The 15,914-nt window shown below is 63.8% G+C and carries 13 protein-coding genes; 6 read left to right on the top strand and 7 right to left on the bottom strand.

Annotation, left to right across the window (positions count from 1 at the left end):
- Window positions 1–38 precede the first annotated feature (38 nt).
- Both ACIQYU_RS19235 and ACIQYU_RS19230 read left to right on the top strand, forming a co-directional pair.
- On the top strand, window positions 39–1,781 hold the full coding sequence (locus tag ACIQYU_RS19235) for an autotransporter assembly complex family protein (protein WP_135002720.1): 1,743 nt from the start codon (window positions 39–41) through the stop codon (window positions 1,779–1,781).
- Window positions 1,778–5,452: a translocation/assembly module TamB domain-containing protein gene (locus ACIQYU_RS19230; protein WP_402801540.1), complete on the top strand. Its 3,675-nt coding sequence runs from the start codon at window positions 1,778–1,780 to the stop codon at window positions 5,450–5,452. The genes ACIQYU_RS19235 and ACIQYU_RS19230 overlap by 4 nt, the downstream gene beginning before the upstream one ends.
- A gap of 18 nt (window positions 5,453–5,470) precedes the next feature.
- Here ACIQYU_RS19230 and ACIQYU_RS19225 read toward each other — a convergent pair whose 3' ends face one another.
- The 4 genes from ACIQYU_RS19225 to ACIQYU_RS19210 all read right to left on the bottom strand — a co-directional run bounded on the left by ACIQYU_RS19225 (window position 5,471) and on the right by ACIQYU_RS19210 (window position 7,961).
- On the bottom strand, window positions 5,471–6,025 hold the full coding sequence (locus tag ACIQYU_RS19225; RefSeq protein WP_233687412.1) for a DUF2589 domain-containing protein: 555 nt from the start codon (window positions 6,023–6,025) through the stop codon (window positions 5,471–5,473).
- Window positions 6,026–6,095: 70 nt separating this feature from the next.
- Window positions 6,096–6,809, bottom strand: a complete 714-nt coding sequence (locus ACIQYU_RS19220; RefSeq protein WP_402801536.1) for a DUF2589 domain-containing protein — start codon at window positions 6,807–6,809, stop codon at window positions 6,096–6,098.
- Between the two features lie 100 nt (window positions 6,810–6,909).
- Complete coding sequence (locus ACIQYU_RS19215) at window positions 6,910–7,251, bottom strand: transcriptional regulator (RefSeq protein WP_402801533.1); 342 nt, start codon at window positions 7,249–7,251, stop codon at window positions 6,910–6,912.
- A 251-nt stretch (window positions 7,252–7,502) separates the two neighbouring features.
- Window positions 7,503–7,961, bottom strand: coding sequence for a hypothetical protein (locus tag ACIQYU_RS19210; RefSeq protein WP_207835013.1), 459 nt, complete (start codon window positions 7,959–7,961; stop codon window positions 7,503–7,505).
- 151 nt (window positions 7,962–8,112) lie between these two features.
- On the opposite strand from ACIQYU_RS19210, the gene ACIQYU_RS19205 reads away from it, so the two are divergent.
- Window positions 8,113–8,301: a hypothetical protein gene (locus tag ACIQYU_RS19205; protein WP_003248064.1), complete on the top strand. Its 189-nt coding sequence runs from the start codon at window positions 8,113–8,115 to the stop codon at window positions 8,299–8,301.
- Between the two features lie 36 nt (window positions 8,302–8,337).
- Here the strand turns inward: ACIQYU_RS19205 and ACIQYU_RS19200 are convergent, their stop codons facing one another.
- Complete coding sequence (locus tag ACIQYU_RS19200) at window positions 8,338–8,712, bottom strand: fe2+ zn2+ uptake regulation protein (RefSeq protein ID WP_207835010.1); 375 nt, start codon at window positions 8,710–8,712, stop codon at window positions 8,338–8,340.
- 196 nt (window positions 8,713–8,908) lie between these two features.
- Between ACIQYU_RS19200 and ACIQYU_RS19195 the strand changes: the two genes are divergently transcribed.
- A complete protein-coding gene (locus ACIQYU_RS19195) occupies window positions 8,909–11,221 on the top strand; it encodes an acylase (protein ID WP_402801528.1) in 2,313 nt (770 codons plus the stop codon).
- A 113-nt stretch (window positions 11,222–11,334) separates the two neighbouring features.
- Here the strand turns inward: ACIQYU_RS19195 and ACIQYU_RS19190 are convergent, their stop codons facing one another.
- Both ACIQYU_RS19190 and ACIQYU_RS19185 read right to left on the bottom strand, forming a co-directional pair.
- Window positions 11,335–12,057, bottom strand: coding sequence for a UDP-2,3-diacylglucosamine diphosphatase (locus tag ACIQYU_RS19190; RefSeq protein ID WP_207835006.1), 723 nt, complete (start codon window positions 12,055–12,057; stop codon window positions 11,335–11,337).
- Complete coding sequence (locus tag ACIQYU_RS19185; protein WP_087500592.1) at window positions 12,054–12,554, bottom strand: peptidylprolyl isomerase; 501 nt, start codon at window positions 12,552–12,554, stop codon at window positions 12,054–12,056. The genes ACIQYU_RS19190 and ACIQYU_RS19185 overlap by 4 nt, the downstream gene beginning before the upstream one ends.
- 248 nt (window positions 12,555–12,802) lie before the next feature.
- Between ACIQYU_RS19185 and ACIQYU_RS19180 the strand changes: the two genes are divergently transcribed.
- Both ACIQYU_RS19180 and cysS read left to right on the top strand, forming a co-directional pair.
- On the top strand, window positions 12,803–14,506 hold the full coding sequence (locus ACIQYU_RS19180; RefSeq protein ID WP_087500591.1) for a glutamine--tRNA ligase/YqeY domain fusion protein: 1,704 nt from the start codon (window positions 12,803–12,805) through the stop codon (window positions 14,504–14,506).
- A gap of 9 nt (window positions 14,507–14,515) precedes the next feature.
- On the top strand, window positions 14,516–15,898 hold the full coding sequence (gene cysS / locus ACIQYU_RS19175) for a cysteine--tRNA ligase (protein WP_112253490.1): 1,383 nt from the start codon (window positions 14,516–14,518) through the stop codon (window positions 15,896–15,898).
- The last annotated feature ends 16 nt before the right edge of the window (window positions 15,899–15,914 follow it).

Below are 15,914 nucleotides of genomic sequence, written 5' to 3'. Positions count from 1 at the left end.
GGCTCCCTTGAGCGCCCGGCTCTGGTAGCATGCGCCGCATGACGTATTCAGGAAGATTGACCTGGGGCCTGGTTATCTGGGTCGCCAGTTTCGCAGCATGGGGCCAGAGTGAGTTGCTGGTGAAGGTCAAACCGGCCAACAAGGCGCTCAAGGCCAATGTCGAAGGCTATATCGGTACCCTTGGCGACCGCGATGAAGAAGCGCTGCTGCGCTTCAGTCGCGGCGCCCAGGAGCAGGCGCGCAAAGCTGCGCAGGCACTTGGCTACTACCAGGCGCAGATCGATACCGAGGTCAAGCCCGCCAGCGAGGCTGACCGTTCCCCGCAACTGATCATCACCATCGACCCCGGCGAGCCCATTCGCCTGCGCAACGTGACCGTGCGTATCGAAGGCCCCGCCAGCGAGATGAAGGCCTTTCGCGTGCCCGACAGCAAGGCCCTGCGCGCGGGCGAACAACTCAACCACGGCCATTACGAAGATGCCAAGCGGCTGATCCAGAACCAGGCGTCGCGCTATGGCTTCTTCAGTGGGCGCTTCAGCCGCCAGCGTCTGGCGGTCGACCCCCAGGCCGGGGTGGCCGATATCGAGCTGGTCTACCAGAGCGGGCCGCGCTATCACCTGGGCGCCGTCACCTTTGGTGGCGACACACCGCTGGACGACGACCTGTTGCAACGCATGGTCTCGTTCAAGCCGGGTACACCTTACGACTCGGAACTGATCGCCGAGCTGAACAATGACCTGCAATCGAGCGGCTACTTCGAAGGCGTGCGCGTGGATGCGGCGCCCACCGCCGCCGTGGGCGAAGAAATCCCCGTGGATGTCCGCCTGGAAACCCGCAAGCCGCGCACCATGGGCCTGGGCCTGGGCTTCTCGACCGACGTCGGGCCACGCGGCAAGGCCAACTGGACCCGCCACTGGGTCAACCCGCAGGGCCATAGCTACGGCTGGGAAACCGAACTGTCGGCGCCACGGCAGAACGTCGGTCTTTGGTACGACATTCCCCTCGACCCACCGCTGACCGACAAGTTGCGCTTTGCCGGCGGCTACCAGAACGAAGAAATTGCCGGCACCGATACCCTCAGCAAACTGCTGACGGTGGGCCCCGAGTGGCACAGCAAGCTGGCCAGCGGCTGGCAGCGGGTGATTTCCCTCAAGTACCAGCGCGAGGAATACCGCCTGGGTGATGACTCCGGGTTGAGCAACCTGCTGATGCCGGGTGTGAGTTTCTCCTTCCTGCGCAGTGACAACCGCATCGACCCACATAACGGTTACCGCCTGCAGTTCGATGTGCAGGCGGCCAAGGAAGGGCTGGTCTCGGACACCAACCTGCTGCATGGCAACGTGCTGCTCAAGGGCCTGACCACCCTTGGCCATGACCACCGCCTGCTTGGCCGGGTGCAGTTCGGTGGCAGCGCGACCAATGGCTTCAAGAACAACATTCCGCCCTCGCTGCGCTTCTTCGCCGGTGGCGACCAGAGCGTGCGCGGCTACGACTACCAGACCCTGTCGCCGAAGAACAGCGACGGTGACCGCATTGGCGGGCGCTACCTGGTGGCCGGCAGTGTCGAGTACCAGTATTCGTTGACCGAAAAGTGGCGGCTGGCAACCTTCGTCGACCAGGGCAACTCGTTCAACGACCTGGAACTGCCAAGCCTCAAGACCGGTGTCGGTTTTGGCGTGCGCTGGGTGTCGCCAGTCGGGCCGCTGCGCCTGGACCTGGCCAAGGCGCTGGATGATGAAGGGGGAATTCGCCTGCACTTTTCCATGGGGCCTGAGTTGTGAAACGCGTGATCAAGTACATTCTGCCGGGCCTGCTCGGGGTCGTTGCGAGCCTGGGCCTGGCACTCGGCCTGCTGCTGGGGACCGAGGCTGGCAGCCGCTGGGTGCTGGGCAAGGTGCCCGGGCTTGAGGTCGCTGACTTCCAGGGCCGCCTGGCAGGTAGCTGGCAAGCCAGCCGGCTGAGCTGGGCCGATGGTGGCAGCACGGTAGAGGTGCAGGCACCGCTGCTGGCCTGGTCACCGGCATGCCTGTTGCGCTCTGCCTTGTGCATTGACCAATTGCAGGCGCAGCGTATCGACATGGCCTTTGCGCCCGGCGCCGAGTCGGCCGACAGTGGCCTGCTGCAGTTGCCGGCCCTGCGCTTGCCGCTGGACATCGAACTGGGTGAGGTCAAGGTTGGCCAGTTGCGCCTGGATGGCAGTGACCTGCTTGGCGACTTGCAACTGGCGGCGCACTGGACCAGCACCGGGCTGCGCATCGACAGCCTGCACCTGCAGCGTGACGCCCTGCAATTGAACCTGCAGGGCGACCTGCAGCCCGAAGCTGACTGGCCGGTGCAACTCCAGGCGCAGCTGCAACTGCCTGCGGTAGACGGCAAACCCTGGCAGCTGGCGCTGACCGCCACTGGTGAGTTACAGAAAACCCTGAAGCTTGCCGGCGCCAGCAGCGGTTACCTTGACGCCACGTTGAGCGGGCAATTGCAGGCGTTGGCCGAGCACCTGCCGGCGACCTTGCAGATCCGCTCCGAGGCATTCAAGCCGGTTGGCTCGTTGCCCGATACCGTGCAGTTCAACCAGCTCAAGCTCGATGCCAGTGGTGACCTGCTCAAGGGCTATCAACTGTCGGGGGCGGCCAGCCTGCCGGCCGAGCAGTCGCCGATCGCCCTGCTGTTGTCCGGGCTGGTCGACAGCAAAGGCGTCAGGCTCGATGCCCTGGACCTGAATGCCAGCGATACCCAGCGGGTCAAGTTGCAGGCCACGGCTGACTGGCAGCAAGGCCTGGTCGCCGATGCCCGACTGGACTGGCAGGACTTCCCGTGGCTGCGGCTGTATCCACTGGAGGCGCCGCCCGAGGTCACGCTCAAGCGCCTCGGGGCCCAGGTGCATTATCGCGATGGCAACTACCAGGGCACCTTCAATGGCGACCTGATCGGCCCGGCCGGCGCGTTCAGCCTGGCCAGCCCGTTCGAGGGTGACCTGAGCCAGGTGAAGCTGCCGCAATTGGCGCTGACCGCCGGGCAAGGCAAGGCTGCCGGCAGTGTCGCCGTGCGTTTTGCCGACAACCTGGCATGGGATGTCGACCTGCAGCTGTCGGCGCTCGACCCGGCCTTTTGGCTGGCCGAGCTGCCGGGTACCCTGGCGGGGCCGCTGCGCAGCAAAGGCGAAATGAAAGGCGACGCCGTGAGCCTCGATGCCCAGCTTGACCTGAAAGGCCGTTTGCGCGGCCAGCCGGCAATGCTCAAGGTGCAGGCCCAAGGGGCAGGGCAGAGCTGGACCTTGGGCGCCTTGGCAGTCCAGTTGGGTGATAACCGTATCAATGGCAGTGGCAGCCTGCAGCAGCGCCTGGCCGGGCGGCTCGACCTCGACCTGCCGCGCCTGGGCCAGTTGTGGCCAGGGTTGCAGGGTCAGGTCAAGGGCCGGCTGGACGTCGCCGGCACCTTGCAGGCCCCGCAAGGTACGCTGACCCTGCAGGGCCTGCGGCTGGCACAGGCGGAAAACCGCCTGCAGCAGCTGGACCTGGACGCCCGCCTGGACAACGCCCAGCGCGGCGTGATCGAGCTCAAGGCCAGCGGCATTCACCTGGGTGACACGGCATTGGGCACCTTGCAGGCCAACGGCAAAGGCGACATTCGCCAGCAAGCGCTGACCCTGGCGCTGGACGGCCCGCAACTCAAGCTCGACCTCGGCCTGGATGGCCAGTTGAACAAGGGTGACTGGCGTGGGCGCCTGGCCAGTGGACGGGTCCAGGCCGGCGGCCAGGACTGGCAATTGCAGGCACCGGCGCGCCTGCAGCGGCTGGCCAGCGGGCAACTGGACTTTGCTGCGCACTGCTGGCGCTCCGGCCAGGCCAGCTTGTGTGGTGAAGACCAGCGCCTGGCCCCCGAGCCACGCTTGCGTTACCACCTCAAGCAATTTCCGCTGGACAGCCTGGCCCAGTGGCTGCCGAAGGACTTTGCCTGGCTGGGCCTGCTCAATGCCGACATCAATCTGGACATCCCGGCCAGCGGTCCCAAGGGCAGCATCGTCGTCGACGCCAGTGGCGGTACCCTGCGCGTGCGTGACAAGGACCGCTGGCTCGACTTCCCGTACCAGGCCCTGCGCCTGGATAGCACCCTGGCGCCGCGGCGCATCGATACTCGGCTGGCGTTCCGCGGCGAGCGCCTGGGCGAGCTGAACGTCAACACCCGCCTCGACCCACTGGGCAAGAACAAGCCACTGTCGGGTGATTTCCGCCTGGCCGGCCTTGACCTGTCAGTGGCGCGTCCGTTCGTGCCGATGGTCGAGCGCCTTGCCGGGCAGCTCAATGGCAGTGGCCGGCTGTCGGGCACCTTGCTGGCCCCGCAGGTCAACGGCAACCTGATGCTCAGCGGCGGCGAAGTCAGTGGCGCCGAGCTGCCGGTCAGTCTCGAGGACTTGTCATTGCAGGCATCGATTGCTGGCGAGCAGGTACAGCTCAATGGCAGCTGGCGCAGTGGCGAGGCGGGGCGTGGCCAGTTGAGTGGTAACCTCACCTGGGGCCAGGCACTGGGCATGGACCTGCGTCTGCAGGGCCAGCAACTGCCTGTCACGGTCGAGCCCTATGCGACGCTGGAGGTCGCCCCCGACCTGACCTTGCGCCTGATCGATGACAAGCTGGCGGTGACCGGCAAGGTCCAGGTGCCCAAGGGCACGATCACCGTGCGCGAGCTGCCACCCTCCACTGTCAAGGTCTCGGATGACACGGTGATCGTCGGCCACCAGACCGAAGAGGGCAAGCCACCCATGGCGATGGCCATGGACATCGATGTCGAAGTGGGCCGCGACAAGCTTTCGTTCAGTGGCTTTGGCCTCAAGGCCAACCTGCTCGGCCATGTGCACATCGGCGACAACCTCGATACCCGTGGCGAGCTGAGCCTGGCCGACGGCCGCTACCGTGCCTACGGCCAGCGCCTGACCATCCGCCGTGCGCGGCTGCTGTTCGCAGGCCCGATCGACCAGCCCTACCTGGACATTGAGGCGATCCGCAAGGTCGACGACGTGATTGCCGGTATCCGCCTGAGCGGCAGTGCCGAACAGCCCACCAGCAAAGTGTTCTCCGAGCCGGCCATGAGCCAGGAGCAGGCGCTGTCGTACCTGGTATTGGGACGGCCGCTGGGCGCCTCCGGCGAAGACAACAACATGCTCGCCGAGGCGGCCTTGGGCCTGGGGCTGGCGGGTAGCGCCGGCATCACCGGCAGCCTGGCCTCGAACCTGGGCATCGACGACTTCCAGCTGGACACCGAAGGTTCGGGCAATACCACCAGCGTGGTCGCCAGCGGCAACCTTACCGAGAAACTGAGCCTGCGCTACGGGGTAGGGGTGTTCGAGCCCGCAAACACCATTGCGTTGCGCTACAAGCTGAGCAAGAAAGTGTACCTTGAGGCCGCCAGCGGGCTGGCCAGCTCACTGGACATCTTCTACAAGCGTGACTTCTGAGCCGGTGCGGGGCGGCCATCAGCGGACGGTGGCCGCCTCGATGAATTCATTGGTATCGGGCGAGGGCGGCGGGCTGGGGGCACGTACCGGGACGATCATGCTGGTGTATTCCTCGATCAGCCGGTTGAGGGCTTCTGGTGGTTCGCTGGCCTGGAACTGCATGCGGATCTGCACTTCATCAGGGTCACGGCTGTCGCCCTGACGGCCTTGGCCGCCAATGGTGACCTTGAAGCTCGCGGCCTTGTTTTCGCCCTCGGTCAGCACAGCCTGTTGTGCTTCGGTGCCTTTGACCCTTACCGACAGGTCGACCTGCATGCGTTCAAGGGCCAGGCCCTTGGGCGACACCAGCGCGAACAGCGGCACGCGCATGATGTGTTGGCCGTCCATGGCCACCTCGACCATCTTGGCTTTCATCGGGGCGCCCAACGCCTCGGTGTCACAGTCGAAGAACTGGTCGAACAGGTTGATGTACTGCTGCGCGATCAGGCTGTTGGTAGCGCTGGCGGCTTCCTGCAGGCCGCGGGTGATTTCGCGCAGGTCGATGGAGGTCATGGGGGCGGGGGCTTTGTCCATTCACTTGCTTCCTCTGTGCCGATGGTGCCCCCATTCACATAATGGGGGCTGCTTTGCAGGTGGCAGCAGTTCAAGGTATTTCGGCTCCGGCATCAGCACCAACACCAGCACCAACATCAGCACCAGTACCAGCACCAGTACCAGCACCAGCGCTCGCACCGACTGATTTGCCATTCAGGGTGTCAGCCTGCGAGATTTCGTCGGGGCTTTTCAGGGCTGCCGTCTTGACCACGGTCGGTTTGGTGGCCGCGTCTGTAAGGAATTCGATCACCCGCATCATCGCCTCAGGCGGTTCCTGGCGTTTGAGCGTGGTGTTGAAGGCATAGCGGGCGCGGGTGTCGGTCTTGCGGGTTTGCGTGGACTTGTGGCTGATGCTGCCCTTGACATTCAGCCGGAACGGTCCCCAGCCCAGTGAACCGGTCGCGGTTGCACTCATGTCCTTGGTGGATACGTCTTCCGACATCTGATTGATGGTCAATTCGAACTCGACATTACCCTCTTCGATGGCGATGTTCGGGTGGGTGATGGCCGCCACCAGCGGCACTTTCATGGTCTTGCTGACCACGCCCTTGTACTCGCCTTGTTCGTCGACGATGGTTTCGTCGTAGTCGAACTGGATGGCAACGGCCTTGCCATCCTGGACGCACACTTGCATCAGGAAGTCAGCGTACGACTTGCTTGCGGTGACCTGCGCCTGGACCATGGCCTGCAGGGGGCCTGCGATCATGCGGTCCATCGGCAGGGCATTGATTACGGAGCCGATGAGGCTGTTATCGATCGACATATCGGGATGCTCTTTCTAGTGGGGTAAGGTGGCCGTCAATGGCGGCCACGATGCTTGGGCTTCAGCGAGCGCAAGGTTCCTGGCGACGGATGTTGCCGATCTAGCGCAGGCTCAGGCCGTACTTGTCGGCCAGCAGGCTGCGGGACAAGCCGCTGGCGCTTTCCTTCTGGATCTGCAGGTTGCGCAACTGGCGCAGGAAGTGGTCAGCCTTGGGGATTTCCAGGGCCACACCGGCAAAGCGCTTGATCAGCGCGTCGAGCGCTTCGGCCGGCAGCACGTCGGCAAGCTTGGTGCGCTCGCGGTGCTTGGGGATGTACTTGGGCCTGCCGCCGTAGGCGCAGGTCAGCTGGTAGGCGTTGTCGATGCCGATGCAGTCGATCAGGGCCTGCAGCGAGTGGGGCAGTTGGCTGATATCGATGTGGCTCAAGTCTGGCAATTGCATATGGCGCTCCTTCGGGGCGGATGGGCTGTGCTACCCGATCACCAGCGGCGTTATGTCGAAGGTGTGACTGGATTTTCTGTGACAGCCGAGGCGCGTCGCTAGGCGGCATATGGGTTGGGGGTTGTAGCTTCAGCGAACAGGTTTTGCAGGCAGCGATATCCGGCGTTGTAGGACATGGCTTCAACATTTGGATGTGGCGAGTGATTTCCCATCTGGTTTCTCCCTGTGTTGCGTACTGGGTCTGGTAACCCTCATTCGCACGGATAGCTGCTCAGCAGACTGGCGCTGCGCAGATAGGCCTGTGGCGTGTCGCGCATGCCTTGTGGCAACGTGCGCCAATCGACCAGCAGGCACAGCGCATGCAGCGGCTGCCCGCCACGCCGGCCGATGATCTGGTCGGCAAAGCTGCGGCGGTACAGTGCCTGGGTCTGGTGCAGCGCTTGTACCTGGTCGGCCCGGGCCAGGGTTTGCATGGCCAGTTCGGGTAGTTGCGCCGGCGGTGCGCTGAAATGCAGCGGAGCACCCTGCGCCTGCAGATAACCCGCTTGGCGCACGCGCTGCCAGAGTTGTTGCCATTGGCTGGCACCGGCATGGGCAGCCAGTTCGCGGCCCAGTTCGAGCAGTTGCTCGGCCGGGACCTGGTGGGTGTCCAGTGCATGAAGGGAAAAGGGTGTCAGAAACAGCGATGTGAACAGCAGGGGTTTGTACATGGTGCCTCCGGCATGAGTGCTTGGGAGCCCCATGCTTTCAGGCAGTCGCCGCCTCACCCAGCAGGAAATGCAGCGCCGGGGCTGGTGGCCGTTGTATCATTGGCGCGGCTCGTTGCGAGCCATTTGCCCCTGATGTTGCAAGGAACCTTCGATGACACACGTGCAGCGCCTCAAATATTCTCTTCTGATCATCCTGGTGGTACTGGGCCTGATGCTGGGCCTGTCCCACCTGCAGAAGCAGGGCACGATCAGTGAGCAGACCTTCCAGATGCTGGCCATCGCCATCGCCGTGGTGGTCGTGGTGATCAACGGCATTCTGCGGCGCAAGGTCAAGCCTTGAGCCTGGCGGGCCGGCCAGTCATGGCCGGCCATGCGCTCAGCGCGAAGGCGTTTGCTCCAGCACGGCGCGCGCCTGGGGGTTGAGGCTGTAGCATTTGTCGCTGCCCAGCTGGATGACGCCCTCGGCGCACAGCCGCTTGAGCACCTCGCGCACGCTGAGGAACGACAGCGGGATATCCAGCTGTTCCAGTTGCGCGTGCACGCCGCGCACGCCAATGCTGCGGCCATTGCGGTCGGCGGCGTGCAAGGCATCGATGACCTTCAGGCGGATCAGGCTGGTGCGCAGGCCGAAGCTGCGCAATAGTTCGCGGATATGTTCGTTGCCGATGCGTTCGTCAGCAAATACGCCCTGTTCCTTGGGTGCTTTGCCTGGGACGCGCCCAGCCTGGATCGAGGTTTGCGGGTTGTACATGTGAATGCTCCTTTTCGTGGACGAACCCGAAATATGGGTGCCTCACTGACTAGGACGAATGAGAACGGAAAAACTGCAGCCCACTCGCAAAAAAAATTGCCTGGTTCTGTTCAAGACGTTCCATTGCCTTGTAGTACGTAAAATTTTCACCTGGCCATTCGTCTGATCGGGATGACCCCGAAGCCGAGGAGTGCCCGTGTTTCCACTTTCCCGTCCCATGACTTGCGCTGGCCTGGCCGCAGCCCTGATAGCCTTCAGCGTCGGTGCAGCGCCGGCGCAGTCCGCCGCAGCCGATGCCAGTGCGCAGATTCGCCGAACCAGTTACGGAGTGCCGCACATCGTGGCCAAGGACGAGCGTGGCCTGGGCTACGGCATCGGCTACGCCTACGCCCAGGACAACCTGTGCCTGCTGGCCAATGAAGTGCTGACCGTGAGCGGCGAGCGCTCACGCTACTTCGGTGCCAAGGGCAAGACCCTGGAGCAGCGTGACAACCTGGCCAGTGATGTGTTCTTCACCTGGCTCAACACGCCGGCGGCAGTCGATGCGTTCTTGCAGGCGCAGCCGGTGCCGGTACAGGCACTGCTGGCAGGCTATGCCAGCGGCTACAACCGGGCGCTGGTCGAGCGCCGCAGCCAAGGGTTGCCCGCCGAATGTGGCAACGGCGAGTGGCTGCGGCCGATCAGCAGCGAGGACCTGGTCAAACTGACTCGTCGGCTGCTGGCTGAAGGCGGTGTCGGGCAGTTCGTCGAAGCGCTGGCGGGGGCGCAACCGCCAACACTGGCCAGCCAGCAAGCGCCGACAGGGTTTGCCACGGCGCTGGCCCGGCAGCAACGCTTTGCCACGGAACGCGGTAGCAATGCAGTGGCCGTCGGGGCGCAGCGTTCGGCTAATGGTCGCGGCCTGTTGCTGGCCAACCCGCACTTCCCATGGATGGGCGGCCTGCGCTTTTACCAGATGCAGCTGACCATTCCCGGCCAGCTCGATGTGATGGGGGCGGCATTGCCGGGCCTGCCAGTGGTCAACATCGGTTTCAACCAGCATCTGGCCTGGACGCACACCGTCGATACGTCGAAGCACTTTACCCTGTACCGCCTGCAACTAGACCCCAAGGACCCGACCCGCTACCTGCTTGATGGCAAATCGCTTCCGCTGACCCGGCAAACCGTCAGCATTGCGGTCAAGGCCGAGGATGGCGGCCTGAGCCAGGTACAGCGCCAGGTCTACAGCTCGCAGTTCGGCCCAGTGGTGCAATGGCCAGGGCGCCTGGACTGGGATGCACATGTGGCCTACAGCCTGCGCGACGCCAACCTCGAAAATACCCGGGTGTTGCAGCAGTGGTACCAGATCAACCGTGCCGATAGCCTGGTGACGTTGAAAGGCTCTATCGAACAACTGCAAGGCATTCCCTGGGTCAACACGCTGGCGGTGGACCAGGCTGGCAAGGCCCTGTACCTGAACCAGTCAGTAGTGCCTTATGTGGATCAGCAACTGCTGGGCGCATGCAGCAACCCGCAGGCGCAAGGGCGCCTGGTGATACTGGATGGTTCACGCAGCGCATGCCAGTGGAAGGTCGATGCGCAGGCCGCGCAGCCGGGGATCTTCCCGGCACGGCTGCTGCCGAGCCTGGAGCGCGAAGATTTCGTGCAGAACTCCAACGACCCGGCCTGGATGGCCAACCCGGCGCAGCCGCTGACCGGTTATTCGCCGCTGGTCAGCCGCAGTGACCAGCCGCTGGGCATGCGTGGCCGCTTTGCCCTGCAACGCCTGCAGGGTAAGGCCCGGTTGGACGTTGACGACCTGCTGCGCATGGTGACCGATGACGAGGTCTACCTGGCCAGCCTGGTACTGCCTGACCTGCTGCAATGGTGCAAGGGCGCCGATGCGGATGTGCGTGCCGTATGCAGTAGCCTGGCGGCCTGGAATGGCAAGGCTGACCTGGACAGTGGCATTGGCCTGGTGCACTTTCAGAACCTGTTCGATGCCCTGGCCGAGCACCCGGAAAGCTGGCGGGTGGCCTTCGACCCGGCCGATCCGCAGCACACCCCGCGTGGGCTGGCGGTCGAGCAGGCGGCCGTGCGCAAGCTGCTGCACCAGGCCGCGCTGGCTTCGCTCAAGCAGGTGAGTGACAGCGGCATAGCGGGGGAGGCGCGTTGGGGGCAGGTGCAACAGTCGAGCGATGGCACGCCGGTGCCGGGTGGCCCGCAGGCATTGGGTGTGTACAACGCGATCTACAGTGTGCCGCAAGGGCAGGGCAAGCGGCTGGTGGTCAGTGGTACCAGCTACCTGCAGCTGGTCAGCTTTACCGACAAGGGGCCAGAGGCCCGTGGATTGCTGGCGTTTTCCCAGTCGAGTGAAGCGGCTTCGGTGCATGCCAGTGACCAGACCAGGGCGTTTGCGGCCAGGCAACTGGCGGTGATTCCGTTTACCGAGGCGCAGATCAAGGCTGATCCCGAGTACCGGGAAGTGGTGATCAGTGAGCGGGACAAGGGGGCGGTGGTCCAGCAGTAAGGCATACCGGCCTCTTCGCGGGCACGCCCGCTCCCACAGGTACCGCAGCGCTTGTAGCCCTGGTGCAGTACCTGTGGGAGCGGGCGTGCCCGCGAAGAAGGCGACTCGGTCGGTCAGGAAAACTCGAACGGCGCCAGCTGAAACCCTTGCTCGTCAACCTGCAAGGCCCAGCCCCGGCGGTCCCAGTCGCCCAGCACGATACGCCGTGCCGGTTGCCCGTCGACCACCAGCTTGTGTATCGCCGGCCGATGGGTATGCCCATGCACCAAGGTGCGCACACCATGCGCCGCCATCACCTTCGGTACTTCCTCCGGCGTGACATCGACAATTTCGGTGGACTTCATCCGCGTTTGCGTGCGGCTTTCGCTGCGCAGCTTGCGTGCCAGCTTGTAGCGGGCCGACAGCGGCAGGTGCCGCAACAGCCACAGGCTCAGCGGGTTGCGCAGCAGACGGCGCATTTTCATGTAGGCCAGGTCGCGGGTGCACAAGGTATCGCCATGCATCAGCAGCACCTGTTCACCGCCCAGTTCGATCACGCTGGGGTCGTGCAGCAACGTGCAGCCGGCAGCGTCGCAAAAGGCCTGGCCAATCAGGAAGTCACGATTGCCGTGCATCAGGTAGATGGCCGTGCCGCTGTCGCTCAGCCGACGCATGGCGTGGCAGACCGACTGCTGGAAGGGTGTCATGGCATCGTCACCGATCCAGGCTTCGAAGAAGTCGCCAAGGATGTACAACGCCTGGGCGTGGCGGGCACGGCCATCGAGCAGATCAAGAAACGCCCGGGTAATGTCCGGGCGTTCTTCTTGCAGGTGCAGATCGGAGATCAGCAGGATCACTCAATGATCTCGGCTTTCTCGATGACCACGTCGTCTTTTGGCACGTCCTGGTGGCCAGCCTTGGAGCCAGTGGCGACTTTTTCGATGGCGTCGACGATTTCACGGCCTTCAATCACTTCGCCGAATACCGCATAGCCCCAGCCCTGCACGTTCTTGCCGCTGTGGTTGAGGAAGTCGTTGTCGGACGAGTTGATGAAGAACTGCGCCGAGGCGGAGTGCGGCTCCATGGTGCGGGCCATGGCGATGCTGTACTTCTTGTTCTTCAGGCCGTTGTCGGCTTCGTTCTGGATGCTGGCGCGGGTTTTCTTCTGGCTCATGCCAGGCTCGAAGCCGCCGCCCTGGATCATGAAGCCCTTGATCACGCGGTGGAACACGGTGCCGTTGTAGTGGCCGTCCTTGACGTACTGAACGAAGTTTTCGGTAGTCAGCGGCGCTTTCTCGGCGTCCAGTTGCAGGACGATGTCGCCGTGGTTGGTGCTCAGTTTGACTTTGGACATGCTGAAACTCGCTCTTTCAAGGCAATCGGGAATTAGGGTGCGCAGGGCGCGGGTTACCACCTGACGCAGGATCAGGCGATCGCGACACATGGCGCGCACTGGCCATTTTGCCAGGCTGCGGCAAAAAGCCGTGATAAATCACGCCAGTTTGTCCGGGCCCGGCTGTCAGCAGCTTGACTGCTTCGGCTATGATAGGCCCTTTGATTCAATCGGCCTACCCAGGCCGGACACGTGCATTCAAGGATCCTATGAGCAAGCCCACTGCCGACAACGCGCCCAACGCCGCTGCCAAAGGCGCCCCCGCTGTCCCTGCGAACTTCCTGCGGCCGATCATCCAGGCCGACCTGGACTCGGGCAAGCACAGCAGCATCGTCACCCGTTTCCCGCCGGAGCCCAATGGCTACCTGCATATCGGTCACGCCAAGTCGATCTGCGTCAACTTCGGCCTGGCCAAGGAATTCGGGGGCGTTTGCCACCTGCGTTTCGACGATACCAACCCGGCCAAGGAAGACCAGGAGTACATCGACGCCATCCAGAGCGATGTCAAGTGGCTGGGCTTCGACTGGGCCGGCGACGTGCGCTACGCCTCCGACTACTTCGACCAGCTGCACGATTGGGCGGTCGAGCTGATCAAGCGTGGCAAGGCCTACGTTTGCGACCTTACCCCTGAGCAAGCCAAGGAATACCGTGGCAATCTCAAGGAACCGGGCAAGAACAGCCCGTTCCGCGAGCGCAGCGTTGAAGAGAACCTCGACCTGTTCGCCCGCATGAAGGCTGGCGAGTTCAAGGACGGCGAGCGCGTGCTGCGGGCCAAGATCGACATGGCCTCGCCGAACATGAACCTGCGCGACCCGATCCTGTACCGCATCCGCCATGCCCACCACCACCAGACCGGTGACAAGTGGTGCATCTACCCCAACTACGACTTTACCCACGGCCAGTCGGACGCGATCGAGGGCATCACCCACTCGATCTGCACCCTGGAGTTCGAAGGGCATCGTCCGCTGTACGACTGGTTCCTCGACAACCTGCCGGTGCCGGCTCACCCGCGCCAGTACGAGTTCAGCCGCCTGAACCTGAACTACACCATCACATCCAAGCGCAAGCTCAAGCAGCTGGTTGACGAAAAGCACGTCGAAGGCTGGGACGACCCGCGCATGTCGACCCTGTCCGGCTTCCGTCGCCGTGGCTACACCCCGGCCTCGATTCGTAACTTCTGCGAAATGATCGGCACCAACCGTTCCGACGGCGTGGTCGACATGTCGATGCTCGAGTTCAGCATCCGTGACGACCTGGACCGCACCGCGCCGCGCGCCATGTGCGTGCTGCGCCCGCTGAAAGTGGTCATCACCAACTATCCGGAAGGCCAGGTCGAGCAGCTCGAACTGCCGCGCCACCCGAAGGAAGACATGGGCGTGCGCGTGCTGCCGTTCTCCCGTGAGCTGTACATCGACCGCGACGATTTCATGGAAGAGCCGCCGAAGGGCTACAAGCGCCTGGAGCCGGCCGGTGAAGTGCGCCTGCGCGGCAGCTACGTGATCCGCGCCGACGAGGCGATCAAGGATGCCGACGGCAACATCGTCGAGCTGCGTTGCTCGTACGACCCGGACACGCTGGGCAAGAACCCGGAAGGCCGCAAGGTCAAGGGCGTGATCCACTGGGTGCCGGCCGAGGGCAGCGTCGAGTGCGAAGTGCGCCTGTACGACCGTCTGTTCCGCTCGCCGAACCCGGAAAAGACCGAGGAGGGCGGCAGCTTCCTGGACAACATCAACCCAGGTTCGCTGCAAGTGCTCAGCGGCTGCCGTGCCGAGCCGTCGTTGGCCCAGGCGCAGCCCGAGGACCGCTTCCAGTTCGAACGCGAAGGCTACTTCTGCGCCGACCTGAAAGACAGCCAGCCGGGGCGCCCGGTGTTCAACCGCACTGTCACCCTGCGTGACTCCTGGGGCAGCTGAGGAACCGCCGTGCTTACCATCTACAACACGCTGAGCAAAGCGAAGGAAGTCTTCAAGCCGCTGGATGGCAACAAGGTGCGCATGTACGTGTGCGGCATGACCGTATACGACTACTGCCACCTGGGCCATGGCCGCAGCATGGTGGCCTTCGACCTGGTCACCCGCTGGCTGCGCAAGAGCGGCTATGAGCTGACCTACGTGCGTAACATCACCGACATCGATGACAAGATCATCAACCGGGCCAACGAGAACGGCGAGAGCTTCGACGCCTTGACCGCCCGCATGATCGACGCGATGCACGAAGACGAGCGCCGCCTGAACATCCTGCCGCCGGACCAGGAGCCGCGTGCCACCGACCATATCGCCGGCATGCACGCAATGATCCAGACCCTGATCGACAAGGGTTACGCCTACGCCCCGGGCAATGGCGACGTGTACTACCGCGTCGGCAAGTTCGTCGGCTACGGCAAGCTCTCGCGCAAGAAGATCGAAGACCTGCGCATCGGTGCCCGTATCGAGGTCGACGAAGCCAAGCAGGACCCGCTGGACTTCGTGCTGTGGAAGGGCGTCAAGCCGGGCGAGCCGAGCTGGGAATCGCCATGGGGCCCGGGGCGTCCGGGCTGGCACATCGAGTGCTCGGTGATGTCCACCTGCTGCCTGGGTGAAAGCTTCGACATCCACGGTGGCGGTAGTGACCTGGAGTTCCCGCACCACGAGAACGAGATTGCCCAGAGCGAGGCGGCCACCGGCAAGCAGTACGCCAATGCCTGGATGCACTGCGGCATGATCCGTATCAATGGCGAGAAGATGTCCAAGTCGTTGAACAACTTCTTCACCATCCGCGACGTGCTCGAAAAGTATCACCCGGAAGTGGTGCGTTACCTGCTGGTGGCCAGCCACTACCGCAGCGCAATCAACTACTCGGAAGACAGCCTGCGTGATGCCAAGGGCGCACTGGAGCGCTTCTACCACGCCTTGCGCGGCTTGCCGCGGGTGGCGGCCAAGGGTGGCGAAGAGTTTGTCGAGCGCTTCAGCGTGGCCATGAACGACGACTTCGGCACCCCCGAAGCCTGCGCCGTGCTGTTCGACCTGGTGCGCGAGATCAACCGCCTGCGCGACAGCGACGTGGAGGCCGCTGCCGGCCTTGCCGGTCGCCTGCGCGAGCTGGGTGATGTGCTGGGTGTGCTGCAGCTGGAAGCCGATGACTTCCTGCGTGCTGGTGCCGAAGGCAAGGTGGATGCCGCTGAGGTCGAGGGCTTGATCCAGGCGCGCCTGCAGGCGCGTGCGGACAAGAACTGGGCCGAGTCCGACCGTATTCGCGACCAGCTGACCGCCATGGGTGTGGTGCTGGAAGACAGCAAGGGTGGGACTACCTGGCGTCTGGCTGACTGATCGGCTTCAAGGGGGG

The organism is Pseudomonas sp. NPDC096925 (assembly GCF_044762545.1).
GTDB lineage: Bacteria > Pseudomonadota > Gammaproteobacteria > Pseudomonadales > Pseudomonadaceae > Aquipseudomonas.
Note: the sequence above shows the minus strand (reverse complement) of the source record. Positions and strands in the feature narration are given on the sequence as shown.

Coding starts and splice junctions, on each gene's coding strand:
- ACIQYU_RS19235 (WP_135002720.1), top strand. CDS start 39: ATGACGTATTCAGGAAGATTGACCTGGGGCCTGGTTATCTGGGTCGCC.
- ACIQYU_RS19225 (WP_233687412.1), bottom strand. CDS start 6,025: ATGGACAAAGCCCCCGCCCCCATGACCTCCATCGACCTGCGCGAAATC.
- ACIQYU_RS19220 (WP_402801536.1), bottom strand. CDS start 6,809: ATGTCGATCGATAACAGCCTCATCGGCTCCGTAATCAATGCCCTGCCG.
- ACIQYU_RS19215 (WP_402801533.1), bottom strand. CDS start 7,251: ATGCAATTGCCAGACTTGAGCCACATCGATATCAGCCAACTGCCCCAC.
- ACIQYU_RS19210 (WP_207835013.1), bottom strand. CDS start 7,961: ATGTACAAACCCCTGCTGTTCACATCGCTGTTTCTGACACCCTTTTCC.
- ACIQYU_RS19205 (WP_003248064.1), top strand. CDS start 8,113: ATGACACACGTGCAGCGCCTCAAATATTCTCTTCTGATCATCCTGGTG.
- ACIQYU_RS19200 (WP_207835010.1), bottom strand. CDS start 8,712: ATGTACAACCCGCAAACCTCGATCCAGGCTGGGCGCGTCCCAGGCAAA.
- ACIQYU_RS19185 (WP_087500592.1), bottom strand. CDS start 12,554: ATGTCCAAAGTCAAACTGAGCACCAACCACGGCGACATCGTCCTGCAA.
- ACIQYU_RS19180 (WP_087500591.1), top strand. CDS start 12,803: ATGAGCAAGCCCACTGCCGACAACGCGCCCAACGCCGCTGCCAAAGGC.